Genomic DNA, 13,005 nt, shown 5'->3' on the forward strand with positions numbered 1-13,005 from the left:
CCCTTGAGCAAAAGATAAACATTTTTACCTATTACGTAACACTAGAACTATAGTAATAGCAGTGTAACTCAATGAATTAGCTATGATAGTAGTAGTAACTAAATTGGTATTTTGGAATTGAGCTTTAGTTAAGAAGCGCAATCTAGCACGGGGAGATGTTGGTTGTTCTTCTCGCTTTTTAGTAAAATCTTCATTGAGGAGAAACACAAAAAACCTTAACAGAAAAAACTTCACTAAGAAGGTAAAGAAGAAAATCGTAATTGTAGTAAAAATTAATACACCTTGTGTGTTAGTTGATTTTAAGCTATTAAAAAAAACAAAGTTTATGAGTTCGGTTTGAAGCTGAATTGGTAATCTAGGTTCTACAAAAAAGAATAATAGCCAACCAAAAACACCAGAAAAGAGATTGACAGCGATGGCATAAAATACACTGGTTTTTTTATCAAAATTTAATCTTTTATGATAAACATAAGCCTCAATGGGAATAGCAATCAAGAAAAAGAGAAAGTTAAACAAAATTAAACCAATAGGCCAAATTCTAGGCAGAATCAAATCGTCAAACATAAAAATACAAAAGCCAAGATAAACTATAAAGAGGATAGCTGTACTATTGAGAAAACTAGGGGTATTTATCTGACTGTGCTGCTTGCTATCTTGGTGTGTCAGTATACCCTAATTTATCCTTAAAATACCCACACACGCACAAAGAGTACAACTGGATATGCTGGCTGATTGTGCAGCACCTCCGGTAAGATGAGAGACTGCCACGTTATAGCTTTTCAACAGATGACAAGGAACGGCATCGGTATTCGCACAGCGCAAGTGCGTTCAGAACGGCTTACTGGCCAAATACACGTATATGATGGCTTGGGTAAAGGAAAATCCCAAGCGGCTTTAGGCGTGGTTTTGCGCTCAATTGGCTTAGGAATCAATACACAGAGTAATTACAACCGAGTTTTACTACTGCGCTTTTTAAAAGGGCCAGAACGGGATTATGATGAAGATGGGGCGATCGCTGCTTTACAACGCGGTTTTCCTCATTTAATCGATCAAGTACGGACAGGGAGAGCCGAATTTTTCGGCCCAGAAGAAATTACAGCCTACGATCGCGCCGAAGCTGCACGAGGTTGGGATGTTGCCAAAGGTGCGATCGCCTCTGGTTTATATTCCGTCGTCGTCTTGGATGAACTTAACCCCGTTCTAGATTTAGGTTTACTCTCAGTTGATGAAGTAGTACGGACACTTAAATCTAAACCCCAAGAGTTAGAAATCATCGCCACCGGACGCGCTGCACCGCAACAATTACTAGATATTGCGGATTTGCATTCCGAAATGAAACCGCAACACCACGCCAAAGCCCAAGAACTCTTGATTAACGGGATTGAAATTTATACAGGTGCAGGTAAAGGAAAATCCACCAGTGCTTTAGGTAAAGCCTTACAAGCCATTGGTAGAGGTATCAACCATCCTGGTTCTACCCGTGTATTGATTATGCAGTGGCTCAAAGGTGGTAGCGGTTACACAGAAGATGCAGCGATCGCCGCCTTGCGACAATCATATCCTGAAGTCGTCGATCATCAACGCTGTGGTCGAGATGCCATAGTCTGGCGTAATTCTCGGCAAGAATTAGACTATGTAGAAGCGGAACGTGGTTGGGAAATTGCCAAAACTGCGATCGCATCTGGACTTTACAAAACCATCATCCTCGATGAACTAAATCCCACCGTTGACTTAGAACTATTACCCGTTGAACCCATAGTTGAAGCTTTACTTCGCAAACCCCGCGACACCGAGGTGATTATTACCGGACGATGCCAAAATCACCCCGCCTACTTTGACTTAGCTAGCGTTCACTCAGAAGTTTACTGTCACAAACACTATGCTAACCACGGTGTAGAACTCAAACGCGGAGTAGATTTTTAAATTAGTCATTAGTCATTAGTCATTAGTCATTAGCTTATAAACTATTGACTATGGACTATTGACTATGGACTACTGAACTATGGAATCATTGATGGAAAATCAAAATCTACTGGACTGGGTGACAGGAGGACTAGCAGCCATTATCCTGGTTGGTGGGATGTTAATGATGTTTACCACCATCTTTACTACTAAACGCCAAAAGTAAACAGCATAGTCCTATTCCTCATGCCCAATGCCCATTTCCCAATGCCCAATAGTGCAACATAAGTTTAAAATTTGATAAAAAACTTTAAAATAAGGGTTAAGCTGAGGTGCATGATGAAAATAGCAATTACTGGTGCAACAGGATTTGTAGGTAGTGAATTAGTAGCAAGACTCCACAAAGACGGTCATCAAATAATAGTATTAACCCGTAACACCGCTTCTGCTCGCAAAGTGTTTCCAGCAGAAGCTTTTAGCAATGTAGAAATTGTTGCCTATACACCCACTACATCCGGTGCTTGGCAAGATACAATTGCCGGGTGTGATGGTGTGGTACATTTAGCCGGAGAACCAATAGCCGAAAAACGCTGGACACCACAACAAGAACAAGAAATTCTCAACAGTCGGAAATTAGGCACACAAAAAATAGTCGAAGCCATAGCTAAAGCTAACCCCAAGCCTAGAGTGTTAGTTAATACCTCTGCCATTGGCTATTATGGTACGAGTGAAACAGCTACCTTTGATGAAAGTAGCACCCCAGGCAATGATTTTCTGGCTCAAGTTTGCCAAGCTTGGGAAGCAGAAGCCGAAAAAGTCAAACAAGCTGGTGTCCGCTTAGTAATTTTACGCTTCGGTATTGTGTTGGGTTTAGGTGGTGCTTTGGGTAAAATGATTACCCCGTTTAAACTGTTTGCTGGCGGCCCTATTGGTAGCGGTAGACAGTGGTTTTCTTGGATTCACCTAGAAGATGTGGTAAACTTGATTATTCAAGCCTTAACAAATCCCCAAATGGAAGGCGTATATAACGCTACTGCCCCTAATCCTGTACGGATGAATGATTTAAGCCAAACAATGGGTAAAGTCATGAATCGTCCTTCTTGGCTACCTGTTCCTGGCTTTGCATTAGAAGCCATGTTGGGAGACGGTGCGCGTGTAGTATTAGAAGGTCAGCAAGTCTTACCCAAACGCACCTTAGAGTCTGGTTTTCAGTATCAATACCCGAATTTAGAACCAGCACTCAAAGAAATTTTGAAGTAAATCAGGACTTACCCAAAACATCATGAAAGTATTGGCGTGGCAAGGCTAAAGTAGTGCAGAAATATAGTTCTTGTGGTGTGGGCGCATCTTGCCCGCACCGGACGGGCAAGATGCCCATCCCACAAGAGAGTTTTAATGCAACATTTTAAGCTTGCCACGTCAGTAGGGGTAATTCATGTAGCCGAAGGCTTTCCGTAGGGTATTACCCCTACGTAATCATCAGGGGTTTGGTGAAATATTGCGTAAGTCATATAAATTTGGGCTGATTCTCCTTCAGATGAGCATTGCTCCCACCCCTACCATCTTTCACCGCCACTCGGTTTAGTTGACAAATTTCCAGAATGAAGCGTATAATATTCTCAATATCAAGACACCAGATTTTGAAAAAATTTCGATCCGCCGTCAGGCGGAATAAGAAAAGAAGGGAAAATAATAAGAAGTGTAAAGGGTAAGGAATCCTCAGTCCACCGCCACACCCACCACCCGACAACCAACATCGAAGGGACGATAGTGGCGCGCATAGCTAAAGCGAAAGGCAGAACGGCAACTCCTAGCATGGTTGAGCCAAGAACCGCCACGCAGCAGCCTTGAGTTATTATCTCTACCTGTTAACCACGCACTACCATCTGTCGGCGCACCTTGGTAACTACTATTATATATATCTTGACACCACTGCCATACATTACCACACATATCATATAAACCGCAAGAGTTCGGCGGAAAAATTCCTACATCTGTTGTTTGTTGACGATATTTACCTTTGGGTGCAGCACCGTAGGTATAGTTACCATCGTAATTAACTAAATCTGTGGTGATGGTTTCGCCAAAATAAAACGGCGTGGTTGTTCCTGCTCGACAAGCATATTCCCATTCGGCTTCGCTGGGTAGTCTGTAGGTTTTTCCTGTCTTCTGACTCAGTTTTTTACAGAATTCTACCGCATCATCCCAACTCACTGTTTCTACAGGTCTGTTATCACCTTTGAAATAAGAAGGATTTTTCCCCATCATTGCTTGATACTGTGCTTGGGTGACTGGATATTTCCCCATGAAGAAACCGGGAACTGTCACCTGATGCTGAGGACTTTCATTTGAACGTCGGTCTTTTTCGCTTTCCGGTGAACCCATCATAAAAGTTCCCCCTGGTATCTGCACCATTTCCAAGGTGACACCCTTCCCCAAGTCTTCTGCAAAATATTTTGCTTCCTGCTTGCGGCGGTTGGTGATGTTTCCGCTTGCATTTACCGTTACCACTTCAAAAGAAAAACTTTTGAGGGGTAGGGTTGGTTTGAGAATTGTGGGAGCAAGAGGTTGATTTAATAAGCGTATGGCTTGTAAAGCTTCTGCTGCATTTTGGTAACGTTGAGCCACACGACGACTGATCATTTTGTTCAATATTTGTGCAAATCGCTGATCAATACTGACGTGCTTTTGCCAAATTACTTCACCATCTTCATCATCTTCTAATAAATGTGGTGGTATACCTGTGAGTGCTTGAATACCCACCATCCCGACGGCGTAGACATCACTGGCTAATTTCGGTTTACCATTAAATTGTTCTAAAGGCATAAAACCAGGTGTCCCTACCCCCATAGTCAAGCTAGTTTGCCCAGACTTCTGAAATACTATCTGCTTGACTGCGCCAAAGTCTATCAACATGATTTTCCCATCCAGACGACGACGCATGATATTCTTGGGGCTGATATCCCGGTGAATCATATTCTGTTGGTGGACAACAGCCAACACTTCTAAAATTTCTGCTAAAAGCTGGATAACTTCTGTTTCAGAGAGTTTTTTCCCAAGGGTAATGAGTTTTGTTAAATCATACCCGTCAATAAACTCTTGGACTAAATAAAATTCATTCCCTACCTGAAAATATTCTGATAACTTGGGAATTTGGGGGTGAAGATTACCCAATGTGTACAAAGCTACCGCTTCCTGCTCAAAGGAGTTTTTCACCCAATCTAATTGCTCGGCTGTGAGGTTGTGAGTTTTCAGCCGCTTAACCACGCACTTAGGCTTAGGATTAATAGGTATTCCCAAATCTTCAGCTAAATAGGTGTCACCGAATCCACCACTTCCCAGGAGCTTGATGATTTGATAGCGGTTACGTAGGATGTCACCATTGCTAGGCATGATTTTTGACTTAGTAGCAGGGAATTTGGCTTTATTGTGGCAAATTCTGCGGTGGTTCGGCAAGTGATATTTGTGTCGCGCATAACCAGATCCCCGACTTCTCAAAGAAGTCGGGGATCTATTTCTTGTCAATGCCTAATGACTACTGACTAGAAAGAAACTTTTTGGATACCCAACTGATTAACCCACTCAGCAGCGCACCGCCCATGAGGATACCAATAGCCGGGTTAAACACAGGTTGCCAGAGTTTGTGCCACAAATCCAGACCGAGATTGACTCCGGCTGCATCACCCATAACTGCGATCGCAAACCAAGCAAAGCCAAACAACACCAAAAATACATCCGCGACTAAAATCAAATTCAGCCAGTTTAAGAGTTTATCTTTCATAATTCATCAGGTATTGGGGACTGGGGACTGGGTATAAACAAGTCAAAAGTCAAGAATTCTGTGGAAAATTTATTTATTTAATTTTGAATTTTGTACGCCTTTGGCGTTCCCGCAGGGTATTTTGAATTTTGAATTGATTTGTCCCCCTAACCCCTAGCTTCTACTCCCCAAACAACCAGCCTTTAACTTTTGCTAAACTTTGCCAATCTGGTTTACGGCTGAAACCATCTGCAATACTATTTTGCACTTCCTCCTGCCATTCTGGATTGATGGTGATTAATTGCTGTGCAATATCAATATGTTGGCGCACACCTTTTTCTTTGGTTTCCAGCATAGCTATAGCGAGATTGACTCTGGCTTGGGGGTCTTGTGGATTTAACTTGACCGCTTTTTGGGCAGCTTTCAGGGCTAAGTTGGGTTTATTTTCCAGTAGGTACAACCACGCTAAACAAATCCAAGCAGCACTGGCTTTAGGGGAGCGATCGCACACTTCCTTAAACACAGGAATTAAATCAGCCGCCGGTTCTCCGGCTTTATAACGTTCCAAACCTGTATCAAACAAGGATTCTACTGTTTGAGTCATACAATATTCATCAATAGTCAATAGTCAATAGTCAATAGTCAATACTAGGCATAAGTCAAGAGTCTACAGTCAAAAATTCCGCCAAAATTGACTGCAAACTCTTAACTGTGGACAGTTGACTATACACCAAAGGACTTACCACAACCACAGGTTTGGTTAGCATTAGGGTTAGTGAATTGGAAACCCCCGCCAATCATGGCATCGCTATAGTCGAGCATTAAGCCATAAAGATATAGTAGGCTCTTTTTATCGCAGACAATTTTGAAGCCATCGTAATCAAAAACTTCATCCTGGGAAGTGATTTTACTTTCTTGTTCAAAGTCCATCATATAAGACATCCCAGAGCAGCCACCTTGGCGCACTCCTACCCGTAAGCATAAGTCTGAGCCTTGCTTCTGTTGGAGAGTCTTGACTTGGCGTAGAGCTGCTTCACTCAACTGTATACCGCGTTGTTGAGGTTGGGTTGCTTGTGTCATTTTGTTTTCAACTCCTTAAGTAGTCTAAGATACCCTGTTTGGGGCTGGTGATTGCCGTGGGTTGGTTTGGCGTTTTTGTACTTATTCTAGCGAGAATGATGTTGCTAATTGCGAAATTGTCAACACTCGCGCCAAAGCACTGAAAGATTTTTATTCTAGAATTGAGAGACTCGGTATGTTTATAGATTCGGTATTTTTAAAGATCCATCCCTGTGGCAACCTGAGTCGCAACCAATTTCAGGTCAAGCTAGGAAAATTTGCTTCTTGGCTAGCCGTTCCCACCAGGTTACTCCTAAATTGCTTCTTTTGATTAATTTTACTCTATGACAAGTTTGAATCGCTCTACCAGTCGTCGGCTGAAGAAATTAACCCAAATTCCTTCTATATGGGAGGGCGATCGCCGTCCGTTGTTATCAGCTGCCGAAACTACCAACTCAGAGGCCAAGGGCGAATGTATTCTTTGGGTAGATGGCTCACAAGGTATTGTCCGGGGAATGGACGTAATATCTCCTGACGCTGGCCCTGAAGCAATTGTTCGCACACTGATGCGAGCAATGGAAAACCCCCACAGTCCAGCTAAACCAGCACGACCCCAAAGAATTGTGGTCAGGGATCGGGAAATCCAGTTTTACTTGCGTGGTGTCCTGCAAGATTTAGATATCGCCATTGACTATGTTCCCGAATTACCGTTGATTGATGAATTATTTCGCTCTTTTGCCGAAATTATCGACAGTCAAACCCCTGATTTACCGCCACAGTACGCCCAGGCTTTAGAAGATAAAGCATTAGCTATTTGGCAAACTGCTCCTTGGGAATTCATACAAGAACAGCAAATTTTGTCAATAGAAATTAATAAGTGGGATGTAGGCACACTCTACGCCTCCATAATGGGTATGCTGGGGATGGAGTATGGCATTTTGTTATATCGCTCCGAAGATTCCCTCAAACGATTTCGGTCGGCAGTTTTACAGGATGGCGAATCGCCAGCGCATTTAGAAGAAGCTTTTCTCAAGCAAGATTGTTTGTTTCTCACTTTTGAACGTGAGGATGATTTTGATGATGAGGATGAATTTGATGATTTAGCTGATGTGGATGTCTCGGAAGTTACGCCAAATTTCGGTAATATTCACCCCTTAGAAGGTCTACGTGCTGTTCTCTATGAAGAAGAAGCCCAGGTGATGTTCCTGGCTTTAGAAAGTATTTGTCGCTTTATTCGTGATCACGGTAGTCAACTGTATAGTGACGAATTTCCTAGCCTCAGTCATCGCTATCGTATTTCTCTACCTAAACCCAAGGAATCTACAAAATCGGTGGCTGTGACTATCTCCACCATGCCAGAACTCGCAGCAGAATTAGAGGAGATGGCAGAGGTGGAAGGGGCAGAGTCAGAACTTGATGGTGTAGGCTCAACCCTGTTTCATTCTTTGCGAGATGACTTAATCCCAGAAGACTCTTTTCTCAGCTTGGGCGTGATTTCTTGGGAAATGCTGGAGTATTTGCGTGAAAGTGTGAATTATCATCCAGTCGGTGACATTGAACAAGTGGGGGATGGCTTGCCAGTGGTATTAATCCAAACTTCCCGCCCCAAGGCTAAGACTGTGATCGAAAATCTGGAAGCGGCTGGGGGGTTAAAAGCGATTTGCTTTAATCCAGGGACAGATCCTTTTGATGGCGATCGCTACGACTTAGGTTTATTACAAACTCACAATGGTGAATTGTTCTTGTTTGGCGAATTCTTAGACGATGATCCTGTGCATATAGGAGCCAGAAAAAAATGGAATCAACGTTGTAAGAATACCAAGGGTTATTGTGGTTTAATTATTGCCAAAGGTTTGACAGGTGCGGCTCGTGGCAATCCCCAATTGCGAGATATGATGGCTTTATTTGAGACGCGATCGCTCTCCCCCAAAGATTTAGGTATTGGTACTTTCCAACTCATGCCTCAATTTGAAACGGAATAGGATGCGGGGGAAAGCGATCGCTAAATTTAATTACCTCATCTGTGATAGCGGCTAACTGACTCTTAGCCGCTATCACTGTCCTTATAGTTACTGTATGCTCTGAAAAACTACTTACGTGGTATATATCACGTAAGTTTGACGCGGCCTACAAGTTGATTTCAGTCCCACAAGCAGCTTTAGCCTTAGTTATATGACTAATATCTGTCACCCTGAGTGATAGATGTGGGAGGATTGATTATTTTTCCCCAAAAATCAACACTATTTCCTCAATACATAGGCCATTTAATCATCTAATGACTTCATAAAATTTTCATAAACTTACCCATTTTCTAGTTATTTTTGCCAATTATTTGGGTAACTTCAGTAGCTAGATAGTAACTGAACTGCTTCAGAAATATCTCAGTCAGTAGCTAATTTTAAACTACTCATAAATTTATATTCAGTATTTAACCGGAAACTGAGATGATTAAACTAAGAATTTGTGAAATTTAGATAAAAATAACTCTTTTTATCTGGATATTTACGGAGCAAATTCCCACAAATTACAATTTTCTCTGTTCATAAATATTTTCTCAAGCCCAAAAATTATGGCTATAATAGCTATATAACAACCACCTAAAACCATGATACTGGATTTTTCTAATTTCTGAATTTAATGATGAAAGTGAATGGCGATATTCGGCAGCTAGTTATAGATAAATAAATAAAGTCAACCATTTAACTTTAGTTGCACAAGTAACTGACAATTATGGTTGAGCATCTACCAGGGAATAGCCAGCAAAGACGAAGAGATTTTTAGTCTTTTTTTGGCTATCTTCATACTGATGCAATTTAATCAACGCGAATTCCTCAAAAATCCGCAGAAATTTGCCAAAACAACAGGAACAAAAGCTAAAAAAACTCATCATGGCTATCTAAGTGCAAAACATTGTGTTCCAATGAGTTTGTCAGTTTTAAATAGTACCTGGATGCAGAGCTATAATCAGTTGTCTAAACTGATAAAAAATCGCCCAAGAAGCAGCAAACAGTATTTACTCAGAAGCAGTCATCGATGAGGGGGATATGCAGATTAGACACTACCAGCCAACTGAGTAATCGCTCTGTTGGGATTTACTTTTAAGGAATGACTTCTAGAATATGTTTCTATTCCAGTGTCTCTATATGATTTGAGAGAATCACAATCCACCAGCTTGGGAACAGCAAAAACTTGGGAGAGATAGATGATATGCAAACTAATTAGCTAAAATTCATTGCTTAAGTTTATATAGTCAGACTTAAAAATCATACGACAAAAGTCATCCCGTTAAATAGGGAGTCTGTACGATTAAACTCGTGACATTCGTAGAGAGTTATTCTATTTCCTTGAAAAAACCGGCAAAACTTCACAAAAGAAAGATTTTACGTATGAACGGTATCACTTGTTTCTTGCGGCAAATTCTGTTAATCTTATCGTCTTCATCTTCAAGTTAGTTGTTTTTTGATGATGTCAATACACAGCAAATAGCATGATAATGACTAATAAAAAATGGGCCGTTAAACGCATCACCGTTAATTTAGCAGCACAAGAAGCAGAAAAGCTGGAAAAATATTGTCAACAGACAGGTAGACCAGCAACTGATGTGATTCGCGAACTGATTAGAAGCTTACCGATATCAGATGAAAACAAATAGGTATGTAGATAGGAGGTGTTTTGATGTCATGGCTGCACAACTTTTGACTTGTGAATAAAGACTTACTCATGCTTTTTAGTCTGCTTTGACTAACAAGATTGTCTCTAGAAGTGATTCATTTCTAGAGGAATGGTGAGACTCAAATAAGTTTAGCCAAGCTTTGTGTAGCAGTAAGACAAGTAGATTGAGCATCAGGCGCATAACTTTGCCGTCCCTGTAAATACAGGGTTACGAGATATCAGTAGCAAATTCCGACACCAACCCAGTTACAATTTGTAAAGAAACTGATAAGGAAGAACGGAATGCGCGTTGCAATTGTAGGTGCGGGATTGGCTGGGCTAGCAACCGCAATGGATTTAGCTGATGCTGGCTGTGAAGTCCAGATTTTTGAGTCCCGTCCGTTTGTTGGGGGTAAAGTTGGCAGTTGGGTTGATAGCGATGGCAATCATCTAGAAATGGGATTGCACGTATTTTTTGGGTGCTACTACCAACTGTTTGAGCTAATGCAAAAAGTGGGAGCGTTTTCCCATTTACGCCTCAAAGAACATACCCACACTTTTATCAACAAAGGCGGGCGTACTGGTGCTTTAGATTTTCGCTTTTTTACGGGCGCGCCTTTTAATGGGTTGAAAGCATTTTTTACGACTTCTCAACTCTCTTTACAAGATAAAGTCCAAAATGCGATCGCTCTCGGTACTAGCCCCATTGTTCGGGGGTTAGTAGACTTTGAAGGAGCGATGAAAACCATCCGCGACTTAGATAAAATAAGTTTTGCGGATTGGTTCCGCAGCCACGGCGGCAGTCAGGGCAGTATCAAAAGAATGTGGAATCCTATCGCTTACGCTTTGGGATTTATTGACTGTGAAAACATTTCTGCCCGTTGTATGTTAACCATCTTCCAATTCTTCGCAGTCAGAAGCGAAGCGTCTGTACTGCGAATGTTGGAAGGTTCCCCCGACGAATATCTACACAAACCCATCCTGAAATATTTAGAAGCTAGAGGCACAAAAGTTTATACTCGTCGCCAAGTCCGGGAAATTCAGTTTACGGAAGTAGAGGGAAAAACTCACGTAACTGGCATAGTAGTTGCCCAAGGGGAGACTACAGAATTAATTACAGCTGATGCTTACGTTTGCGCTTGCGATGTGCCAGGAATTCAACGGATTTTGCCACAGGAATGGCGTAAGTGGTCAGAATTCGACAATATATATAAATTAGATGCAGTACCAGTTGCTACTGTACAGTTAAGATTTGATGGTTGGGTGACAGAACTGCAAGATGCCCAGCAGCGTCAACAACTGGATCATGCGGTGGGCATAGATAACTTGCTTTATACTGCTGATGCTGACTTTTCTTGTTTTGCTGATTTGGCTTTAACTAGCCCCAGTGATTATTATCGGCCGGGACAAGGGTCATTGTTACAGTTAGTGCTGACACCGGGAGATCCATTTATTAAAGAAAGTAACGAAGCGATCGCCCAACACGTCCTTAAACAAGTGCATGAATTATTCCCCTCATCACGGGAATTAAACATGACTTGGTATAGCGTGGTGAAACTAGCTCAGTCTCTCTACCGAGAAGCACCAGGAATGGATTTGTATCGTCCTAACCAAAAAACCCCAGTACCTAACTTCTTCCTCGCAGGTAGTTACACTCAACAAGACTACATCGACAGCATGGAAGGAGCGACAATTTCAGGACGACGGGCAGCAAAAGCCATTCTGGAAAATATTAAACAATAGAGTTAGAGCTACTAACCCAACCAAATCTCAACACCAAAAAGTAATGGCTAACTGGCTAGAACATAGCGTACAGATAGAAGTAGAAGCACCCATAGATTTAGTTTGGAGTCTATGGGCTGACTTGGAACAAATGCCCAAATGGATGAAGTGGATTGATTCAGTCAAGGTGCCACCAGAAAATCCCGACATTTCCCTTTGGAAACTGAATACTGGTGGTTTAGAATTTACCTGGAAATCTCGCATTCTCAAGGTAGTTCCCCATCAAATCATTCAATGGGAATCAGTGGATGGGTTGCCTAATCAGGGAGCTATCCGCTTTTATGATCGCCACGGTAGCAGTATTGTCAAGATGACCGTTTCTTATGCTATTCCCGGTATTCTTGGCAAAATTATGGATAACCTGTTTTTGGGGCGAGCCGTGGAATCGACAATTCAGGAAGATTTAGAGAGATTTCGGGAATATGCTCTCAAGCAAACAGCGAATTAGTTGACTCGGAATCAGGATAATTTTGAGGGTTGGGTTAAAGTATCAGACCCAACCCTCTCACTAATTACCACAATTTTCTCAGTGGAAATTTAAACGCAGAGGAGCGCGGAGGTAAGCGCAGAGGTACGCTGAGGGTTTGCTGCGAGTTGAGAAAAATTACCAAGTAGGATCACTGAATAAATTGATGGTTAATTCTGGGTTTTGGGGTGGTACAGATGTAATGCAAGCCTGGATGGTATCTCCATCATCTAGTTCTACTGTACAAGCATGACAAGTTCCCATGAGGCAACCAGTAGGAATGAAAACTCCAGCCCGTTCAGCTACATCTAATAGGGGTTCTCCTACTTCTGCATCAACGGTGACATCATCTGGTAAAAAGCGGACACGAACATTCATGAAATAC

The 13,005-nt window shown here is 41.9% G+C and carries 13 protein-coding genes; 7 read left to right on the forward strand and 6 right to left on the reverse strand.

Annotated features, from left to right (window positions below):
• Positions 1-24: 24 nt before the first annotated feature.
• Positions 25-564 (reverse strand): filament integrity protein FraC, encoded by a 540-nt coding sequence (gene fraC, locus AACS98_RS00510; protein WP_066374978.1) that lies wholly within the window; start codon positions 562-564, stop codon positions 25-27.
• A 222-nt stretch (positions 565-786) separates the two neighbouring features.
• On the opposite strand from fraC, the gene AACS98_RS00515 reads away from it, so the two are divergent.
• From AACS98_RS00515 to thyD, 3 genes are all read left to right on the forward strand, one after another.
• Positions 787-1,923: a cob(I)yrinic acid a,c-diamide adenosyltransferase gene (locus AACS98_RS00515; protein WP_066374981.1), complete on the forward strand. Its 1,137-nt coding sequence runs from the start codon at positions 787-789 to the stop codon at positions 1,921-1,923.
• A gap of 79 nt (positions 1,924-2,002) precedes the next feature.
• Positions 2,003-2,128 (forward strand): hypothetical protein, encoded by a 126-nt coding sequence (locus tag AACS98_RS23555; RefSeq protein ID WP_255362681.1) that lies wholly within the window; start codon positions 2,003-2,005, stop codon positions 2,126-2,128.
• Between the two features lie 113 nt (positions 2,129-2,241).
• Positions 2,242-3,162, forward strand: coding sequence for a thylakoid membrane protein ThyD (gene thyD, locus AACS98_RS00520; RefSeq protein WP_066374983.1), 921 nt, complete (start codon positions 2,242-2,244; stop codon positions 3,160-3,162).
• Between the two features lie 459 nt (positions 3,163-3,621).
• Here the strand turns inward: thyD and AACS98_RS00525 are convergent, their stop codons facing one another.
• From AACS98_RS00525 to AACS98_RS00540, 4 genes are all read right to left on the reverse strand, one after another.
• On the reverse strand, positions 3,622-5,295 hold the full coding sequence (locus AACS98_RS00525; protein ID WP_066374986.1) for a bifunctional serine/threonine-protein kinase/formylglycine-generating enzyme family protein: 1,674 nt from the start codon (positions 5,293-5,295) through the stop codon (positions 3,622-3,624).
• A gap of 142 nt (positions 5,296-5,437) precedes the next feature.
• A complete protein-coding gene (locus AACS98_RS00530) occupies positions 5,438-5,683 on the reverse strand; it encodes a hypothetical protein (RefSeq protein WP_066374993.1) in 246 nt (81 codons plus the stop codon).
• A 160-nt stretch (positions 5,684-5,843) separates the two neighbouring features.
• Positions 5,844-6,266 (reverse strand): tetratricopeptide repeat protein, encoded by a 423-nt coding sequence (locus tag AACS98_RS00535; protein WP_066374996.1) that lies wholly within the window; start codon positions 6,264-6,266, stop codon positions 5,844-5,846.
• Positions 6,267-6,385: 119 nt separating this feature from the next.
• Positions 6,386-6,742, reverse strand: coding sequence for a HesB/IscA family protein (locus AACS98_RS00540; protein ID WP_066374998.1), 357 nt, complete (start codon positions 6,740-6,742; stop codon positions 6,386-6,388).
• 323 nt (positions 6,743-7,065) lie between these two features.
• Between AACS98_RS00540 and AACS98_RS00545 the strand changes: the two genes are divergently transcribed.
• The 4 genes from AACS98_RS00545 to AACS98_RS00560 all read left to right on the forward strand — a co-directional run bounded on the left by AACS98_RS00545 (position 7,066) and on the right by AACS98_RS00560 (position 12,602).
• Positions 7,066-8,703 carry a DUF6930 domain-containing protein gene (locus tag AACS98_RS00545; RefSeq protein ID WP_066375003.1) on the forward strand — a complete coding sequence of 546 codons (1,638 nt, stop codon included), beginning with the start codon at positions 7,066-7,068 and terminating at the stop codon, positions 8,701-8,703.
• A gap of 1,505 nt (positions 8,704-10,208) precedes the next feature.
• A complete protein-coding gene (locus AACS98_RS00550) occupies positions 10,209-10,373 on the forward strand; it encodes a ribbon-helix-helix protein, CopG family (RefSeq protein WP_066375008.1) in 165 nt (54 codons plus the stop codon).
• 302 nt (positions 10,374-10,675) lie between these two features.
• On the forward strand, positions 10,676-12,115 hold the full coding sequence (gene zds, locus AACS98_RS00555) for a 9,9'-di-cis-zeta-carotene desaturase (RefSeq protein WP_066375010.1): 1,440 nt from the start codon (positions 10,676-10,678) through the stop codon (positions 12,113-12,115).
• Between the two features lie 43 nt (positions 12,116-12,158).
• Positions 12,159-12,602 carry an SRPBCC family protein gene (locus AACS98_RS00560; RefSeq protein ID WP_066375012.1) on the forward strand — a complete coding sequence of 148 codons (444 nt, stop codon included), beginning with the start codon at positions 12,159-12,161 and terminating at the stop codon, positions 12,600-12,602.
• A gap of 156 nt (positions 12,603-12,758) precedes the next feature.
• On the opposite strand, the gene AACS98_RS00565 is transcribed toward AACS98_RS00560, so the two are convergent.
• The gene (locus tag AACS98_RS00565) at positions 12,759-12,998 is read right to left on the reverse strand and encodes a 2Fe-2S iron-sulfur cluster-binding protein (protein WP_066375014.1); all 240 of its coding nucleotides are present in this window, start codon (positions 12,996-12,998) and stop codon (positions 12,759-12,761) included.
• Positions 12,999-13,005 lie beyond the last annotated feature (7 nt).

It is taken from the genome of Anabaena sp. CA = ATCC 33047 (assembly GCF_963870205.1).
Taxonomy (GTDB): Bacteria; Cyanobacteriota; Cyanobacteriia; order Cyanobacteriales; family Nostocaceae; genus Trichormus.